Origin of the sequence: Massilia sp. Root133, assembly GCF_001426525.1 — a bacterium.
Lineage (GTDB): Bacteria > Pseudomonadota > Gammaproteobacteria > Burkholderiales > Burkholderiaceae_D > Telluria > Telluria orientalis.
Genome location: NZ_LMEW01000034.1, coordinates 124196 through 141014, shown reverse-complemented (window position 1 = coordinate 141014; position 16819 = coordinate 124196). Strand labels below are relative to the sequence as shown.

Genomic DNA, 16819 nt, shown 5'->3' with positions numbered 1-16819 from the left:
CGGTGAACTGGTGCGGACGATTACATCAAAATTCCGTACCGCTTGGACGTCATCACCGCGAAGAGTGAAAAATCCAATAAGTGCACTCTTTCGTTGACCCGGCGCGTCATTCCGCCGGGATTCGTTCCGGCCATGGCGGCTTTGCTGCATTCTAAATAATTACTGTCTGAATACGTCTGCATGAACATCATCAAACACAGTCTCGTCGTTCTCGGCATGATCGCGGCACCGGCTTTTGCCGCCAGCCAGGTCAGTATCAGCATCGACGCCGGCAAACCCGGCCCGGTTATCAACAAATACGTGTACGGCCAGTTCGCCGAACACCTCGGCACCGGCGTCTACGGAGGCCTATGGGTCGGTGCGAAGTCGAACATCCCCAACACCAGGGGCTGGCGCAATGACGTCGTCGGTGCGCTCAAGGCGTTGCATGTGCCGCTGGTGCGCTGGCCGGGCGGCTGCTTCGCCGATACCTACCATTGGCGCGACGGCATAGGCCCGCAGGACCAGCGCCCGCACAACGTCAACGGGGACAGCGTAGACGAGATCAACGCCGTCGGCACCCACGAATTCTTCGACCTGATCGAGATGCTGGGCGCCGATGCCTACGTCAACGGCAACGTCGGTACCGGCAGCGTGCAGGAGATGGCCGATTGGGTCGAGTACATGACATCGGACGGCGGCTCGCCCCTGGCCAGGCTGCGCGCCCGGAACGGGCACGAAAAGCCGTTCAAAGTCGCCTACTTCGGTATCGGCAATGAGTTGTGGGGCTGCGGCGGCAACTTGAAGCCCGACTACTACGCGAACCTGTACAGTAATTACGAGAACNTTCAAAGTCGCCTACTTCGGTATCGGCAATGAGTTGTGGGGCTGCGGCGGCAACTTGAAGCCCGACTACTACGCGAACCTGTACAGTAATTACGAGAACTTCCTGAGGGCGCCCAAGCACAACAAGCCGAAAATAATCGCCAGCGGCGGCGACTCCACGTGGACCGACGTCCTGAGCAGGGAACTGAAGGGCCGCACGACCGGCATCAGCATCCACCAGTACACCATCGCGGGCGCGACTTGGGAGACCAAGGGGGCGGCCCTCGGCTTCAAGGAAGGCGAGTGGATCTCGACCCTCGCCAATACCTTGAAAATGGATCGGATAATCAAAGATCACCTGGCCGTACTGGACAAGAACGATCCCGAGAAGAAGATCGGGCTGATGGTCGACGAGTGGGGCACCTGGTATGCCGATGCGGATGCCAGTAGTAGCGCCCTGTACCAGCAGAACTCCCTGCGCGACGCGCTCGTGGCGGCCCTCAACTTCCACATCTTCCATGATCACGCGGAGCGGATCCCCATGACCACCATCGCCCAGATGGTCAACGTCCTGCAGGCGATGATCCTGACCGAGAAGGAGAAGATGGTCCTGACCCCGACCTACTACGTGTTCCAGATGTATGTGCCGTTCCAGGATGCCAGGTCGCTGCCACTGGCAATCAAGGGCAACACCAGCTACACCCTGGGCGCAACGACCATTCCGGGCGTGAGTGCTTCGGCGGCACGCGCCAGGGACGGCAAGGTATACCTGGCTTTGGTCAACACCGATCCGCACCAGGCGGTCGAAGTCGCCGTCGACGTTGCCGGCGCGAAGGTCAATGCTGCGGCCGGCAAGGTGCTGACCTCGGCCGCCATGGATGCGCACAATACGTTCCAGAATCCGCTGGCCATCAAGCCGGCGGCGTTCAGCGCGCGTGCCGCAGGCGGCAAGCTGTCGGTCAAGGTGCCTGCCAAGGCCGTGATGGTGGTCGCTCTGGAGGAGTAAGCGCCTCCCGCGCAAGCGCTTCGTGAGAACGAATATACCGTCGCGGGCATATACGCCGACGAGCAGAGAGCGGGAACAAGGAGATCTATGCACGCTATATTTTCAGCGCGCTGGGCCAGCAGGCGATCGGCTTCGATCCCTTCGGTTTCGATTACGCCGGTTATGCGAATTACCCGCTGGGCGCGAAGAATTGGGGACCTACGATCTGAAAGATCGCGGCATGATTTTGAACCGCGTCGAAGAAGGGCGTTTCGAGAATGGCAAATGGATCATGCTGCGCGTGTGGAACGGCGACCAGGCCGTTGATGGATTGAATTTCACCGACAGGGCGCAGGTGCTGAAAGTGAAGCTCGGCACCTACGTTAAATAATCCGGGCGCCTCCGGCCGGTGCGGTTTAGCCGCGGGCGCTTCACCTGCGCCGGTTAAAAGAGCCCCGTTACCAGCTTAAGCGCAATACAGATCGCGCTTAAGCTGGTAACTGTTCACGATCGTAGTTTGCCACCACCAGTCGCCTTGGCGATCAGGAAATCATAGGTGGGACGATTGGCCGCTTACGTATGAAGGCCTTCCTGATGGTGCTGTAGGCGCCAGTATTGGTGTCGCGCAGGCCCCGAGAACGGTCTGGATATCGAGTCACTCAAGGCAGTGGCAGATGCTGTTCTTTACGCATCAAAAGATAGTGGACGTGGTAGGGTCTCGTTTGCGCCACGAGGCCTGGTGGAGACCGGAACGGGCGAAGAAACGCTTCGAACTCGACTGTCGTAGTCATGCCAGGGTCTGTAAATGGGTCAGGCTGTTTGCCATGTCGCTGAACTCGGATGGGATTGTGCCTGCCTGAAAATCGAAAGATACAACGCCGCTCAGGAACCGGTTACCGCAGGGTTTGTGTGTGGCGGGCATCTACCGAACTCGTCTTGCATGCAGCGTTTGCGGGCCTTCGGCATATCCCATTTACGGTACCATGTACGTAATGGTCCGAAGCGGGGCGGCGAACACGGTCGGGAACTCCAATCTCCGAATGCCTGTTATTGCCAGTTGCGGATCAATGAATTTTGCGTGGTATCGCGGATGGTACCGAGCCGAAAATGCCGTAAAAACGCTAGTCACTTCATAGGCTTAGCTCAGCCATTGACCATCGAATGGGAGTGAGTTTCCTTTTCGGCACTGTTTTTGTTTAGGACTGTAGAGCTCGCTTCGGCGAGCTCTTTTTTATTGCAATTCGGCGGTGGCAGTTTGCCCGCCTGCCCGAGGAACGGCGTGCCACCGCCGGCCGGCCGACGCCGCGTGGAATCGGCGCATCGAACCAATCAACTGTCGAGAAACCGCAGCAGGTGCCGGTTGAATGCCGTTTCCGCTTCAATGTTGGACAAATGCGATGCCGGAAGCTCGACATAGGAAGCGCCGCTGATGTGCTCGTGCATCATGCGGCCATGCTCGACAGTGGTAACCGGATCCTGGGCGCCGGCCATCAACAACGTCGGTACCGTGATGGCAGCAATCTCCGAGCGCAGGTCCGCTTCCGCCAACGCGAGACAGCACGCCGCGTATCCACGTCGCTCGCAGGTCCGCAGGCCCTCGATCAGGCGTGCGACGGTCGCGGGGGCGCGTGCGATGAAGTCCGGCGTAAACCATCGTCCAGCCGCTCCTGCTGCGACGGATGCCATCCCTTCGACCAGCACCAGTTCGGCACGCTCCGTCCAGGCACCGGCCGAGCCGATGCGCGCCGCGCTGTTGGCGACGACGAGCCGACGCAACCGGTGCTCCGCGTGGATCGCCAGCCACAGCCCCGTCAGCCCACCCATCGAGATGCCGCAGAAATCGACGGTCTCGATGTCGAGGGCATCGAGCAGGTCCAGCACGTCCCCGCCGAGCTGCGCGAGCGTATAACCCTCGCCGCGCCGGCCCGGCTCGTCCACGCCGAACAGGCCGCTCATCCCGTGCCCGCGGCTGTCGTAGCGCAGTACGCGGAAACGTCCCGACAGGGCCTCGGCCTGCGCCTCCCATGACGACAGGCGTGTGCCGAGAGAGTTCGAGAACATCACGACCGGTGCGCCTGCCGGACCGTCGAGCGCATAGGCCAGCTGGCGCGGGCCCGGGTTCAGTAGTCGCATCGGCCGCTCCCCTCACGCCTCGAAGTGCGCGCGCAGTATCCGGTCGGCCGGCAGGCCGTCGCGCGCGGCCAGCAGGTCGAAGTCGAAGTCGATCTCATAGCAGGGCGCGGCGACTTCGCGCGCGCGCAGCGACGCCGGATCGTCGATCCTGCGCATCGGCGGCACCAGGCCTTCGCGGGTGGCGAAGGCGAAATCGTCCCACAGGTAAGGGTCGCCGTCGATGTTGATCTGCGTGGTCAGCTTGCGGTGGCCGGGCGCGGTGACGAAGAAGTGGATGTGCGCCGGGCGCGTGCCGTGGCGGCCCAGCAGTTTCAGCAGCTTGTCGGTGGAGCCGCCCGGCGGCACGCTGTAGCCGACGGGGACCTTGCTGCGGAACCGGTAGCGCCCGTCGGCGTCCGTGCGGATCGTGCGGCGCAGGTTGTACGGGCTCTGGCTCGGGTCGAAGAACGAATACCCGCCCAGGTGGTTCGCGTGCCATACCTCGACCAGGGCGCCCGGCACCGGTGTGCCGTCCGCGCCGCGGACCTGGCCCTGCATGAACAGGACCTCGCCGGGTTGCTCGTCCTGGTCGAGGCGCGCGCTGCCCAGCGATTCGGGGGCGCCGGCGACGTACAGCGGACCTTCGATCGTGCGCGGCGTGCCGCCGCCGGCGCCGGCGCGCGCTTCCGCCTCGTCCATGCGCAGGTCGAGGAAGTGTTCGAAACCCAGGCCCGCGGCGATCAGGCCCCATTCGCCGTTGCGGCCCGCTTCGGTCAGGTAACCGACGGCGCTCCAGAATTCGTCGGGTTGGACGTCCATCTCCTCGATCGTGACGAACAGGTCGCGTACGATGCGGTTCACCACCGCCTGTACGCGGGGATTGCCGCTCGCGGTTTCCGTGCTCTCGATCTTGTCCAGCAGTGCGGCCATGGCTTGCTTGTTCATGTCTGTCTCCTTGTTGTCGTGAATGGTTCAGCGGTCGTCGTCATGGATCGACGAAGGGTGGCGGCACAAGGCCTCCACCTCGATGTCCATGTAGGGAAAAAGGGGGAGGGCGGTCAGCAGTGCGTGCAGCTCATCCGCGTCGGCCACGTCGAAGATGCTGACGTTGGCGTAGCGTCCCGCCACGCGCCACAGGTGGCGCCAGGTGCCGTCGCGCTGCAGTTGCTGCGCGACGGCGCGTTCGGTCGATTTCAGTTCGTCCGCCTGTGCCCGCGGCATGTCTTGCGGGAGGCGGACCGTCATGGCTACCTTGAACAGCATGGTGTCTCCTCGATGGTCAGGTGCGCCGGCGCAGCCGGGCGATCTTGTCGTCGTCGAGTTCGATGCCGAGCCCGGGGCCGGCCGGCAGGCGCAGCGCGAAGTCGGCGTATTCCAGCGGCGTGGCGAGGATTTCCTCGGTCAGCAGCAGCGGACCGAACAGTTCCGTGCCCCACGCCAGCGACGGGAACGTGGCAAAGAGCTGCGCGGACGCGATCGTGCCGATGGCGCCTTCCAGCATGGTGCCGCCGTACAGGGCGACGTCGGCCGCCTGCGCGATGGCCGCCACGTGCTGCGCGCCAGTCAGGCCGCCCGATTGCGTGATCTTGACGGCGAAGACGTCGGCCGCGCGCCCCGCCGCCAGGCGGAACGCATCGAGCGGGCCATGCAGCGCCTCGTCCGCCATCAGCGGCACGAGATTCATGGCGCGCAGCCGGCGCATGCCGTCATGGTTGGCGGCGGCGATGGGCTGCTCGACCAGGTCGGCGCCCGCGTCGTGCAGCAGGCGCATGCCCAGCACGGCGTCCGTCTCGCTCCACGCCTGGTTCACGTCCACGCGCACGCTGGCACGGTCGCCGAGGGCGCGCTTGATGGCGGCCACGTGGGCGGCGTCGGCGCGCACGGGGCGTTTGCCGATCTTCAGCTTGAACACGTTGTGGCGGCGCAGGTCGAGCATCCGTTCGGCCTCGTCGATGTCACGCGCGGTATCGCCGCTCGCCAGTGTCCAGGCGATGGGCAGGCTGTCGCGCACGCGGCCGCCGAACAGCGCCGACAAGGGCACGCCGAGGCGGCGCGCCTGGGCGTCGAACAGCGCCGTCTCGAGCGCGCACAGCGCGAAGCGATTGCCCTGCAGGCGGCTGCGCAGGTCGTTCATGCGCGCCGCGGGATTGGCCGCGTCGGCGCCGGCGAGGATCGGCACCATGTACGTCTCGATGTTGGCACGCATGCTCTCCGGGCTTTCCTCGCCGTAGGCCAGGCCGCCGATCGTGCTCGCTTCGCCCCAGCCGACGATGCCGTCGCCGCAGCGTATGCGCACGAGCACCATGTTTTGCTGCCGCATGGTGGCCACGGACAGCTGGTGTGGCCGGATCGTCGGCACGTCGAGGATCAGCACCTCGACACGCTCGATCCTGCTTTCAGGGTAGGTCATGGCATCCTCACAGTGAACGGAACAGCGGGCTGCGCGCGGCTTGCCCGGCGTCGGCCGCGGACAGGAATTTTTCGGTGAAGATGTCCTTCTCGAACAACCGGCCCTGCATCAGGGCCGCGATGCTCGCCTCGATCATCGGCGGCGGTCCGCACAGGTAGGCGCGCCAGCCGCGGAAATCGTGTTCGAACCGGCGTACTGCGAGTTCGTGCACGAAGCCGCGCGCGCCGGTCCACGGCGAATCGGCAGGTTCGCTGGACAGCACGGGCAGGTATTCGAAGTTCGGATGGCGCGCGGCCAGCTGCTCGAACTCGGTCCGGTAGTACAGCTCGTCCAGTCTGCGCGCACCCTGGATCAGGCGGATCGGGCGGGTGTCGCCGGATTCGAGCAGGTCCAGCACCATCGAACGTGGGCTGGACAGCCCCGAGCCGCCGGCGATGAACAGCAGCGGACGCGGGTCGCTCTTGCGCACGAAAAACCGCCCCAGCGGGCCGGACAGCATGACCTGTTCGCCGACCTGCAATTGGTCGTGCACATAAGGCGTCACTTTCCCGTCCGGCACGAGCCGGATGTTCAGTTCGATTTCACGCGACGACGGCGCGGACGCGATGGAAAATGCACGTGGCGCGGCGTCGCCGCCGAACCAGGCGTTCACGTATTGGCCCGGCTGGAAGGGCAGGGCATCCCCATGCTCGATGTCGAGGAACACCCCCTTGATGGTCGGGGTCAGCGTTTCGATGCGGGACACGCGCGCCTGGTAGTCCATCAGCGGCAGGCATTGCGCGTCCGGGTCCGGGTCGATGTCGGCTTCGATGGTGATGTCGGACTGCACGGTGGCACAGCAGGCAAGGCATTTGCCCTCGTCGCGCTCGAAGTCCATCAGGGCGAACGGCGAGGCCTCGCCGTGATCCAGTTCGCCGCCGGACGCCTGGACCTTGCACGTCCCGCACAGGCCGTGCCCGCAGGCGTGGGGCAGCCACACGCCCGCGCGCAGGCAGGCGTCGAGGATGGTCTGGCCCTCGGCCACGTCGACCGTCTGGCCCAGGGGCTCGATCGTCAGTTGGTAGCACATGGCGTTTCCTCCATCAATTGCCGCTGCCGCCGATGCCGGCGAGCTGGGGCGTTTGCAGGCGCAGTACGGTCTTGTGTCCGATGCCGTTGGCGGCGAGGCTGCCATCCGGATCGGGGACGAACGGTTCGCCGGCGCGCAGCCAGGCAGCCGCGCTCCAGTCGATGGCGGCGCCTTCGGGATGCGCGGCCAGCAGCGGCGCCAGTACGTCGCCCACCAGTGTCCGGAACGGCATATCCGGCGGCAGCGGCAGGGTGAACGGGCTGCAGAACAGCATGTGGCGATCCCAGCCGAAATACACGAGCTGGTTGCCATGGAAGTTCTCCACGCGGTCGCGAACGTCGCCCTCGTAGTTGGGTGCTAATGCGATGACAGGCATGTCGGTCTCCTCGCGTGCCGCTCAGGCGGCGTCATGGTTGTTGGTCCAGCGCTCCCAGTTGGCGCGGTCGGCGGAGTCGGCATAGTCGCCGCTGTCCTCGGGCTTCAGGTGGTACCAGTCGAGCACCTCGGGGAGCGTGGCGCCGCCACAGTTGCCCTGGAAGATCTGGTGCACGGGCAGCCAGGCTTGCACGTACTTCTCCGGCTCGCCCTTGAAGATGTCGCAGCAGCCGTCCGAGCAAAAGTGATACGTGTCGCCCTTGTGCTCGACCTGGCGGTAGCAGATCTGCGTCGGGTCGCCCGGCTCGGGGAAGGCCATCGGGATCTGGCAGATCTGGCACAGCATCGGCAGCCCCGGATTGGTCCAGCGCTTGCCGGCCTTGTGCTGCTCTTGCCAGTAGCGCAGGCGGGGCAGGTGGTATTGCTCGAACGTGTCGGGATACTGTTCCTTCAGCCATTGCAGTTCATGCTCTTCCGGCACCCAGGTGTGGATCGCGGCGGCATGGTTGAAGTTGTAGAAGATCGACCAGGCGATGTGCGACAGGTGGTCTTTCTCCTGCGCCGCCTGTTCGTGGTACTTGGGCATGCGCACGCCGTAGCGGGCCAGGTCGGCGAACAGCGCGCCGCCGTTCTGCTCGAAATAGATTTCCCACGCCTCCTTCCAGCTCATCACGCGCTTCGGCAGCATGTAGTCCATCATCATGGCCACCAGCGTGAGCAGGCGGTAGCCGCGCCAGAACCATTTGTCGACCCACTTCTGGATGATGGGCAGGTTGGCGGGGTCCTGCTCCAGCATGAACTTCACGACTTCGAGGCCGAGCGTCATGTGGCGCGATTCGTCGGACTGGGCGGAGAACCCGAAGGTCACGGTGGCCATGTCCCCGTTGAAGGCCGCGCCGGACATGAACGGCATGAACAGCAGGTTCGTCAGCACATATTCGAACGAGAACGAGATCGCGGTGATGAACTCGAAGGGCCCCGCCGTCATCGCGTCCTCGAAGTACGACTTCGGCACGGACAGGTACCACAGCCGGTCGTGCATGTGCGTCCAGTCGGCGAAGCCGTTGAAGAACTTGTTGTACTGGCTGATCGTGTGGACCTGGGTCTGGCAGTGCCGCAGTTCGTCCACGGATTGCATCTGGCAAGCGACACGGGCGCCCGCGCCGCGCAGGTTACGCCCGGCCATCGCGAAGCCGCGATGGGCCGCATATTCGAGCGGCGAGACCCCGGTCAGGAACAGTTTCAAGGCGTTGACGTAGCGGGCATCCGTCACGTTCAGCTGACCATTGTTCTGCTGGAAGGCGTCGATGATGGCGTACAGCTTGCGTTCTTTCTCGGACTGGAATTTCCAGTACGCGTCCATCGTCATCCGGAACGGATCTTCCCAGCCGTCCCAGTCGTGGATGACGATGCCCTCGAACCGGTCCTGGGGAAAGACCGCGTCCATCGACTGGTAGGTGGTTTCCCATCCGAGGTCGCGCGTCAGCAGGGCGTATTTCTCCTTGATGGACATCTTGGGCGCGGGCTTGCCCGTCGCCTGTCCCTGTGCGGGCTTGGTTGCAGTGTTCATTGCGTGTCTCCTTGTTGTGTTCAGCGCCAGGCGAGGACGAACTGGTCTTCGGTTTCTTCGATATTGCCGGCCAGTGAAATCAGGCCGAGCTGGAGTTCCTGCATGTCCCAGGTGCGCCCGATCAGGTCTTCGATCGTGGCGCGGTTGATCTCGAGACGCCCCGGCGCGTCGATCTTCACCATCGCGGGATAACGGTGGACGGTGGCGTGCGGGTTGTCCGCCTCGATCGCATCGATCACGGGACGGTTGTCGTCGGTGGACTGCAAGGCGATGAAGACGAGCTGGTTGCTCACGATGGCACTCCTTCGCGCGTCAGCCCGAGCGCGGCCAGGCGTTTTTCCAGCGGCGCGGCGACCGCCGCCAGCACGTCGCCGCCATCCGCGCCGAACAGCCGGCTCGCGACGGGGCCGAGCGCATCCTCGAAGCGGTCCAGCCATGCGAAGGCGAAGCGGCCGATCACGGCGGCGTTCGCCGCGCTTTCCTGGACGGCGGTCTTCACCACTGCATCGACCCAGCGGCCGGTTTCGGCATACCAGGCCTGCATGAAGTCGGTCGCCAGCGCAAACGCGGGACCATGGGTGATCGCCAGTTGCGCATCCAGCTTTTGGTAGAACAGCGGATACACGAGACCGTCGAGCACCAGGTTCTGCGCGACGAACAGCTCGAACCAGTCCTGGCGCACCAGCAGGTCCTCCACGGCGCGGCGGGCGGGCTGCCACGTGGCGTCGTGCAGCCACGCGTTACGGGCCGCTTCGACCGCCGGCTTGCCGCCGATGAGCAGGCCGATGCGGGTCAGGTACTGGGCCAGCGCCAGCCGGTCCATCGTCTGGAACATGGCCGCTTCCGTGATCGCGGAGCCGTAACCGTACGCGGTGACGGACGCGTTGTTCATATTGGCGGCCCATTCCACATGGCGCAGCACGACGACCGTCGCGGCGAGCAGTGCCTTCGTGTCCGCCGGCAGGCTCGCCAGCAATGCGCGCTGCTCGAGGAATTCCAGGTTCTTTTCCATCGACTCCTGCTGGCGCGCGCGGGTGTTCACCCAGGTGCCGTAGTAGAACTGGCGCGGATCCTTCAGCGCGTACCAGTCGGCCATGACGACGGCCGTGCGGCGCTTGTCGTACAGCTCGTATTGCGGCTGCCACAGCGGACGGTAGTGGAAACTCGTCTCCGGCTGCAGGTCGTACATCGCTTCCTGGTAGCGGGTGGCCGGCTTGTCCGCGCCCAGGCGGCGGGCGATGTTGGCGAACGTCTGCCGGATCGGCTTGACGCCATCGGTCCGTATGTCGATTTGCATGGTGTGTCTCCTGGTTGTTTTAGTCGTGGGGATGCGCGCCCGGCACGCTGTCGTGCCAATGGCGCCGCGCGCGGTCGAGCTGGTCGATCGGGAGGTGGGCCAGCACGATGGCGCGCTGTGCGCGGCGAAAGGCGTCGTACTGCGCGGGACGCATCGTCAGCTCCACGCACAGGTCCGGGTCGCCGATCGAAAATTCGAACTGGACCCAGTCGGCGTCACGCGAGGTCACGCGCACGAAGCGGCTGGGCGTGGCGGGTAATGGATTCATGTCTCCTCCTTTTTCTGTTGCTGCAACAGAGGTATAGCAATGGCTATGCCAGGAGGCCAAGTCGTTGATTTGAAGGGAGAAGCCATGCCGCCGCGAGGCGCCGGCGGCAGCGGCACTTCACCATTTCATGAAGTGCCGGAGGAGGGGTTCAGCAAATACGCAGTGCGGCGTGCGCGTATGGTTACTTGACGCCCTTGAGTTTGTCGAGCCGGTACGCGAGTTGCGGACGGGTGATGCCGAGCAGCCGCGCGGCCTGCGTGACATTGCCTTCGGCCTTGGCCATCGCCGTGTGGATCAGGCGCGCTTCGAACTGGTCCAGCTTGAAGCCCTCGTTGAGCAGTTGCTCGCACAGGGCGTCCGGGCCAGGACCGGCATCGCGCACGGGCGGCGTGTGCAGGCGGCCGGACGGAGCGATGGCTTTCATGCCGCCGGGCTCGGTGAGCGTCGGGAACAGCGTATGGACATCGATCATCCGGCCGTTGTCCGTGAGGATGACGCCACGCTCCATCATGTTTTCCAGTTCGCGGATATTGCCCGGCCACTGGTAATGCATCAGCGCCTGCATGGCCTTGTCCGACACGCCGAGGATGCGCTTCGCGTACAGCGTGTTGTACTTGCCGATAAAGTGTTCCGTCAGCAGGGCGATGTCTTCCGTCCGCTCGCGCAACGGTGGAATGGCGACGGGATAGACGTTCAGCCGATAGTACAGGTCGGCACGGAACTTCCCGTTCGTCACGGCCAGCTTCAGGTCTTCGTTGGTGGCGGCCACGATGCGCACGTCGATCCGGTGGCTGTGCGTGCCGCCGACGCGTTCCACTTCGCCTTCCTGGATGACACGCAGCAGCGAGGCCTGGGCGCGCGCGGACAGCTCGACCACTTCGTCGAGGAAGATCGTGCCGTGGTTGGCGCGTTCGAATTTGCCCGGCCGGCTGACGGTGGCGCCCGTGTAGGCGCCTTTCTCCACGCCGAACAGTTCAGCTTCGATCAGGTCCGGCGGAATGGAGGCGCAGTTGACGGCGACGAACGGCCGGTCCGCGCGCGGCGAGCTCGCGTGCAGGCCGCGCGCGAACACTTCCTTGCCTACGCCCGTCTCGCCCAGCAGCAGGACGTTGGCCTTGCTCGCGGCCGCACGGCGGATCAACTGGCTGGCCTCGCGGAACGCGCGCGAGCGGCCCACCGAATTGGCCAGCGTATCCTGGTCGCGCGCCCGTATCGTCTCCTGCAGCTCGCTCAACTGGCTTTGCAGCGAGAACAATTCCTCGGCCATGGAGTCGCGCAGCAGCAGCCGCTCCGTTTCGGCGTGGTCGTCCCATTCCTCCGCGGGCTTGCCGACGATTTCGCAATGCACGTCGCCGCAGCCGGCGCATGCCACTTCCTTGTAGATGATGGGACGTCCGATGAAGTAGGTCGTGTAGCCGCTGGCATAGCCCAGCTGGCTCCAGCATACCGGTTCGGCACTGACGTCGTGGTGCTGCAGGAAGACCTGCGCCTCGAACGAGTTGCGCCATTCGAACCGGCCGAAGAAGGTGCCCTTGGCGAGGTCGAAGTCCAGTTCCAGCGGCCGCACGTGCACGAGGCCGCGGATACTGTGCAATTGCGGCCCCACCATGAACGCCTGCTCGGCCGGCAAGTCCGGCCGCAACTTGCGGGCCAGTTCCGCGTCGCGCAAGCCGGTCTGGTAGCCGAAGCGCATCAAGAGGGCGCGGGCGCGCTGGATGCCGATGCTCCCCACCAGTTCGTCACGCAGGGCGCCCCACGCGGCGGCCTGGTTCAGCATGACGCGCTGCTCGGCGAGCCAGATGGTGCCCTGGTCAGGGTCAAAACGGATCTGCGCGAGCAGATCCTCGTTGGAAGGTAACTGCGGGTTCTCCACGACGACGTCTCCAGCGTGTTTATCGATGTTATCGGCAAATAGTGCCACAGATGCCGCGCGGGCGAACTTCACCATTTCATGAGGGCGGCTTCAGCAAATGATGAAGATCCGGCGCCCGGCGGCCCGTCGATGACCGGTGCGTCAGGGCCGACGCGAAGGCGCAGCATGGCCAGAAGGTGAGCATCTCGCGGGACGATCCGGGCTTCGCCGATACCCAGCGCGGCCTCGTGGTCGGCATGCAGCATCGTTTCCAGGCGCTGGCCGAAACCCGACGCCATCTGGCAGGATCCGCTCCGCATTTCCCGCTCATGATGCAGCCACGATTTCATAATCGTTCCATTGCATTTACGCGAAAGGACATCATGAACATCCAGAACCGCCTGCAACTCGCGGCCTGTGCCATCCTGCTGGCCGGCTGCACGGCGACGCCCGTTCCCGCGCACACCGGCGCCGTGAGGTTCACGCAAATCCGCAGCGCCGCCATCAAGGTCGAGTATGCCGGCACGACGTTCCTCGTCGATCCCATGCTGGCCCCGAAGGGCGCCTACCCCGGCTTTCCCGGCACCGTCAACAGCCAGCTGAGGAATCCGCTCGTCGACCTGCCCGTGCCGTTGAGCGAGGCGATCAGGGCGGATGCCGTCATCGTCACGCATGCCCAGCACTATGACCACTGGGACGACGAGGCCAGGCGCAGCCTGCCGAAGGATATCCCGATCTTCGTCCAGAGCGAGGAGGATGCCGACAGCATCCGCAAGGACGGCTTCAAGGACGTGCGTGTGCTGGCGGGGCCGGTCGACTTCCGCGGCACGATGTTGAACAGGACCGAGGGCCAGCACGGCAGCGACGCGATGGTCGCCGGACGCGGCAAGCGGCTCGGCAAGGTGTCGGGCGTCGTGTTCCAGCGGCCCGGCTACAAGACCGTGTACGTCGCGGGCGACACCACGTGGAACCGGTTCGTGGAGGAGGCCGTGGCGCGCTACCGGCCGGACGTCATGATCCTGAACGCCTGCTATGGGCGCCTCGTCGGCTACGACGGTTCCTTCATCATGGGCAAGGAAGACCTCTATCGCGCCTACCAGGCGCTGCCGGACGCGACGATCGTGGCCAGCCACATGGAGTCGCTGGCCCATTGCACGCAGACGCGCCAGGACCTGCGCGACTACATCGGTGCAACAGGCATGGCGCCCGGGCGCGTGCTGGTGCCGCGGGATGGCGAATCGTACCGGTTCTGACGCCTTCAGGCATGCTCGCTTGCCTGTCCGATATAGGCACCGAAATGCTGGCGGTACTGGCTCCCCGTCACGCCGAGATGCTTGACGAAGGCCATCCGCATGCTGGCCGGACTGCCGAAGCCGCAGCGGTGCGCGACGGTCTTCAGCGGGGCCGCGCTCGTCTCCAGCAGCACGCGGGCGGCGTCGACCCGGGCCCGTTCGACGAATTCCGCCGGCGTCACGCGGGTCTCGCGCACGAACACGCGGGCGAAGTTACGCTCGCTCATGGCCGCCACGCGGGCGAGCCGCTCCACGCTCAAGTCTTCGCAAAGGTGGCCGTGCACGTAGAGCTGGACCTCCTGTACGGCGGAGGTCTCGCCGGCATGCGGCGCGAGATAAGGACTGAACTGCGACTGGCCGCCGCTGCGCTGGGTGAACACGACCAGCCGCTTGGCGACGTTCAGCGACACGTCCGCGCCGCAGTCCTCATAGACGAGGTGCAGGGCCAGGTCGATCCCCGCGGTGACGCCGGCGGACGTGTAGACGTGGCCGTCGCGCACGAAAATCCGGTCGGGCTGCACGGTCACGAGCGGGAAGCGCGCCGCCAGGTTCTGCACGTCGTGCCAGTGGGTGGTGGCGCGCCGGCGGTCGAGCAGCCCGGCATGCGCGAGCAGGAAGGCGCCGTTGCAGATGGACGCGACGCGGGCGGCGCGTTCGCCCATGCGCCGCAGCCAGGCGGACAACTCGTCGTCGGGCGGCTGGCGCGCCACGCCGCGTCCACCCGGCACCAGGAGCAGGTCGGGTGCCTCGTCCACGTCGCGGTAACAGGCATGCGGCTGGAGCTGCATCCCATTCGTGCAGGCCAGCGCGCCCGGCTCGGTGCCGAGTACGGTCAGGCGGTACTGGCGGGGCGGCTCGAGATAGTTGTTGGCCTCCGCGAACACGTCCAGCGGGCCCGTCACGTCGAGCGCCTGGACACCGGGGAAGGCAAGGATGAAAACAGTCGGCATGGTCGGCTCCCGATCAGACAGCAGATTGTAGCCCGGCGGGCCCGGCCCATGGCGGCAGACCCGGTCCGGATACAATGCAGCCCTGTTATTGTATTTGACAAATACAAAAGACAATTTTATCCTGAGCGGCACAGCTTGGCCAAGCGCCCGCGCCACCATTGTCAACCATCAGGATCATCATGCCCATTCCAAACGCCATCCGGTTCCGCCGCACCTTTTTGCCAGTGGCGCTCGCCGCCGGCCTCACACTGGGCGGTACCGCCCGCGCCGACGAATGCGCGGACCTGGCGAAACTCGCCATCGACCACGTCGAGATCACGACGGCTGCCTGGCTGCGCGACGGCGTCTTTCACGAGGACACGGCGATCGGGCGCGCCGGCCGGATCTACCGGGACCTGCCGGCGTTCTGCCGTGTGCGCGGGATCGCGCGGCCGGTCAAGGGATCGGAGATCGAGTTCGAAGTCTGGCTGCCGGCCGCCGGCTGGACCAGGCGCCTGCACATGATCGGCAATGGCGCCTATACGTCCAATATCTCGTATGCGCAGATGGTGGAGCGCCTGCGCACCGGCGACGTGGCCGTCGCGACCAACACGGGCCACAAGGGAAGCGAACTGACCTTCGCCATCGGCAAGCCGGAATCGATCGCCGACTTCGCACACCGCGCCGTGCACGAGTCGGTGGTGGCGGCGAAGGCGGTGACGAAGGCGTTCTACAGCGCGGCGCCGTCCTGGTCGTACTTCAGCGGCTGTTCGACCGGCGGCTACCAGGGCCTGATGGAAGCGCAACGCTATCCGGACGATTTCGACGGCATCATCGCCGGCGCGCCCGGCAACAACCGCGTCAACCTGACCCTGGCCTTCCTGTGGAACTTCAAGGCGAACCACCGGCCGGGCGACGACCTGAATCCGATCCTGCCGCAATCCAAGCTGCCGCTGATCACCGCGGCCGCGACCCGGACCTGCGACGCGGCCGACGGCGTCGGGGACGGCGTGATCAACGATCCGCGCGAATGCCGTTTCGATCCGGCGGTCCTGCTGTGCAAGGCCGGCGACCAGGCCGACTGCCTGACGGGCGAGCAGGTCGAGGTGGTACGCAAGCTGTACGCGGGGCCGGTCGACGTCCGCACCGGCAGGAACATCTATCCCGGCTACACGATCGGCAGCGAGGGCATCGTCGGCGGCGCGGACGCCACCTATCCGGGCTGGAGCGGCTACTGGGCCAACCACAAGAAGCCGGACGAGCCGCTGCGCCTGGACTTCTTCCGGTACTGGGTCTACGACCAGCCGGACTGGAACTGGAAGTCGTTCAACTGGGGCTCGGACATCGACGCCGTCGACGCCAGGATCGGCGCGCTGTTCAACGCCACCAATCCGGACCTGGGCCGCTTCAGGGCGCGGGGTGGCAGGATGATCATGTTCATGGGCTGGGAGGATCCGGTGGGCGCACCGGCCGAAGCCATCAATTACTACAACGACGTGGAGGCGGTCTCCGGCGCCGCCACGCAGAGCTTCCTGCGCCTGTACATGGTCGCCGGCATGGCGCACTGCGCGGGCGGCCCGGGCGCCACCCATTTTTCCAGCGCCACGCGCGATTCGGCGCCGCCGGTGAAGGATGCACGGCACGACATGGCGGTGGCGCTCCAGGAATGGGTCGAACGGGGCAAGGCGCCGGAGGCACTCGTCGCGACCCGTTTCGACGACCCGAAGACGCGGCGCAAGATCGTGTTCCAGCGGCCCGTCTGCGTCTATCCGGCCGTGCCGCGCTACGTGGGCGGACCGCAGGACGCCGCGACCAGCTTCGCCTGCGTGACGCCGGCGCCGGCAAAACGCTGATCC

At 65.3% G+C, this 16819-nt stretch carries 17 protein-coding genes; 4 read left to right on the top strand and 13 right to left on the bottom strand.

Annotated features, from left to right (window positions below):
- Positions 1 to 826 precede the first annotated feature (826 nt).
- The coding region (locus tag ASD28_RS32965) for an alpha-L-arabinofuranosidase C-terminal domain-containing protein (RefSeq protein ID WP_307169318.1) at positions 827 to 1810 on the top strand (984 nt) is incomplete at its 5' end.
- Between the two features lie 220 nt (positions 1811 to 2030).
- Positions 2031 to 2180: a DUF5597 domain-containing protein gene (locus tag ASD28_RS32540; protein WP_156403838.1), complete on the top strand. Its 150-nt coding sequence runs from the start codon at positions 2031 to 2033 to the stop codon at positions 2178 to 2180.
- Positions 2181 to 3118: 938 nt separating this feature from the next.
- Here ASD28_RS32540 and pcaD read toward each other — a convergent pair.
- The 12 genes from pcaD to ASD28_RS25080 all read right to left on the bottom strand — a co-directional run bounded on the left by pcaD (position 3119) and on the right by ASD28_RS25080 (position 13092).
- Entirely contained in the window at positions 3119 to 3922 is an 804-nt protein-coding gene (gene pcaD, locus ASD28_RS25135; RefSeq protein WP_056135136.1) for a 3-oxoadipate enol-lactonase, read from the bottom strand.
- A gap of 12 nt (positions 3923 to 3934) precedes the next feature.
- On the bottom strand, positions 3935 to 4846 hold the full coding sequence (catA, locus tag ASD28_RS25130) for a catechol 1,2-dioxygenase (RefSeq protein WP_056135133.1): 912 nt from the start codon (positions 4844 to 4846) through the stop codon (positions 3935 to 3937).
- Positions 4847 to 4873: 27 nt separating this feature from the next.
- Positions 4874 to 5164 (bottom strand): muconolactone Delta-isomerase, encoded by a 291-nt coding sequence (gene catC, locus ASD28_RS25125; protein WP_056135129.1) that lies wholly within the window; start codon positions 5162 to 5164, stop codon positions 4874 to 4876.
- 16 nt (positions 5165 to 5180) lie between these two features.
- A complete protein-coding gene (locus ASD28_RS25120) occupies positions 5181 to 6311 on the bottom strand; it encodes a muconate/chloromuconate family cycloisomerase (protein WP_056135126.1) in 1131 nt (376 codons plus the stop codon).
- A gap of 7 nt (positions 6312 to 6318) precedes the next feature.
- Positions 6319 to 7380, bottom strand: coding sequence for an NADH:ubiquinone reductase (Na(+)-transporting) subunit F (locus ASD28_RS25115; protein ID WP_056135123.1), 1062 nt, complete (start codon positions 7378 to 7380; stop codon positions 6319 to 6321).
- Between the two features lie 13 nt (positions 7381 to 7393).
- Positions 7394 to 7756: a phenol hydroxylase subunit P4 gene (locus ASD28_RS25110; protein WP_056135121.1), complete on the bottom strand. Its 363-nt coding sequence runs from the start codon at positions 7754 to 7756 to the stop codon at positions 7394 to 7396.
- 21 nt (positions 7757 to 7777) lie between these two features.
- Positions 7778 to 9325: an aromatic/alkene/methane monooxygenase hydroxylase/oxygenase subunit alpha gene (locus ASD28_RS25105; RefSeq protein WP_056135119.1), complete on the bottom strand. Its 1548-nt coding sequence runs from the start codon at positions 9323 to 9325 to the stop codon at positions 7778 to 7780.
- Between the two features lie 20 nt (positions 9326 to 9345).
- Positions 9346 to 9618: an MmoB/DmpM family protein gene (locus ASD28_RS25100; protein WP_056135117.1), complete on the bottom strand. Its 273-nt coding sequence runs from the start codon at positions 9616 to 9618 to the stop codon at positions 9346 to 9348.
- Entirely contained in the window at positions 9615 to 10622 is a 1008-nt protein-coding gene (locus ASD28_RS25095; protein WP_056135114.1) for an aromatic/alkene monooxygenase hydroxylase subunit beta, read from the bottom strand. Before ASD28_RS25095 ends, ASD28_RS25100 begins: the two co-directional genes overlap by 4 nt.
- A gap of 19 nt (positions 10623 to 10641) precedes the next feature.
- On the bottom strand, positions 10642 to 10890 hold the full coding sequence (locus ASD28_RS25090; RefSeq protein WP_056135111.1) for a phenol hydroxylase subunit: 249 nt from the start codon (positions 10888 to 10890) through the stop codon (positions 10642 to 10644).
- Between the two features lie 181 nt (positions 10891 to 11071).
- The gene (locus ASD28_RS25085) at positions 11072 to 12763 is read right to left on the bottom strand and encodes a sigma-54-dependent Fis family transcriptional regulator (protein ID WP_056135931.1); all 1692 of its coding nucleotides are present in this window, start codon (positions 12761 to 12763) and stop codon (positions 11072 to 11074) included.
- A 68-nt stretch (positions 12764 to 12831) separates the two neighbouring features.
- Complete coding sequence (locus tag ASD28_RS25080) at positions 12832 to 13092, bottom strand: hypothetical protein (RefSeq protein WP_056135109.1); 261 nt, start codon at positions 13090 to 13092, stop codon at positions 12832 to 12834.
- 33 nt (positions 13093 to 13125) lie between these two features.
- On the opposite strand from ASD28_RS25080, the gene ASD28_RS25075 reads away from it, so the two are divergent.
- Positions 13126 to 13995, top strand: coding sequence for an MBL fold metallo-hydrolase (locus ASD28_RS25075; protein WP_082579192.1), 870 nt, complete (start codon positions 13126 to 13128; stop codon positions 13993 to 13995).
- Positions 13996 to 14000: 5 nt separating this feature from the next.
- On the opposite strand, the gene ASD28_RS25070 is transcribed toward ASD28_RS25075, so the two are convergent.
- A complete protein-coding gene (locus ASD28_RS25070) occupies positions 14001 to 14984 on the bottom strand; it encodes a GlxA family transcriptional regulator (protein WP_056135106.1) in 984 nt (327 codons plus the stop codon).
- 179 nt (positions 14985 to 15163) lie between these two features.
- Here ASD28_RS25070 and ASD28_RS25065 point away from each other — a divergent pair, with 179 nt between their 5' ends.
- Positions 15164 to 16816 carry a tannase/feruloyl esterase family alpha/beta hydrolase gene (locus ASD28_RS25065; protein ID WP_056135103.1) on the top strand — a complete coding sequence of 551 codons (1653 nt, stop codon included), beginning with the start codon at positions 15164 to 15166 and terminating at the stop codon, positions 16814 to 16816.
- The last annotated feature ends 3 nt before the right edge of the window (positions 16817 to 16819 follow it).

Coding starts and splice junctions, on each gene's coding strand:
- ASD28_RS32540 (WP_156403838.1), top strand. CDS start 2,031: ATGATTTTGAACCGCGTCGAAGAAGGGCGTTTCGAGAATGGCAAATGG.
- pcaD (WP_056135136.1), bottom strand. CDS start 3,922: ATGCGACTACTGAACCCGGGCCCGCGCCAGCTGGCCTATGCGCTCGAC.
- catA (WP_056135133.1), bottom strand. CDS start 4,846: ATGAACAAGCAAGCCATGGCCGCACTGCTGGACAAGATCGAGAGCACG.
- catC (WP_056135129.1), bottom strand. CDS start 5,164: ATGCTGTTCAAGGTAGCCATGACGGTCCGCCTCCCGCAAGACATGCCG.
- ASD28_RS25120 (WP_056135126.1), bottom strand. CDS start 6,311: ATGACCTACCCTGAAAGCAGGATCGAGCGTGTCGAGGTGCTGATCCTC.
- ASD28_RS25115 (WP_056135123.1), bottom strand. CDS start 7,380: ATGTGCTACCAACTGACGATCGAGCCCCTGGGCCAGACGGTCGACGTG.
- ASD28_RS25110 (WP_056135121.1), bottom strand. CDS start 7,756: ATGCCTGTCATCGCATTAGCACCCAACTACGAGGGCGACGTTCGCGAC.
- ASD28_RS25105 (WP_056135119.1), bottom strand. CDS start 9,325: ATGAACACTGCAACCAAGCCCGCACAGGGACAGGCGACGGGCAAGCCC.
- ASD28_RS25095 (WP_056135114.1), bottom strand. CDS start 10,622: ATGCAAATCGACATACGGACCGATGGCGTCAAGCCGATCCGGCAGACG.
- ASD28_RS25090 (WP_056135111.1), bottom strand. CDS start 10,890: ATGAATCCATTACCCGCCACGCCCAGCCGCTTCGTGCGCGTGACCTCG.
- ASD28_RS25080 (WP_056135109.1), bottom strand. CDS start 13,092: ATGAAATCGTGGCTGCATCATGAGCGGGAAATGCGGAGCGGATCCTGC.
- ASD28_RS25075 (WP_082579192.1), top strand. CDS start 13,126: ATGAACATCCAGAACCGCCTGCAACTCGCGGCCTGTGCCATCCTGCTG.
- ASD28_RS25070 (WP_056135106.1), bottom strand. CDS start 14,984: ATGCCGACTGTTTTCATCCTTGCCTTCCCCGGTGTCCAGGCGCTCGAC.
- ASD28_RS25065 (WP_056135103.1), top strand. CDS start 15,164: ATGCCCATTCCAAACGCCATCCGGTTCCGCCGCACCTTTTTGCCAGTG.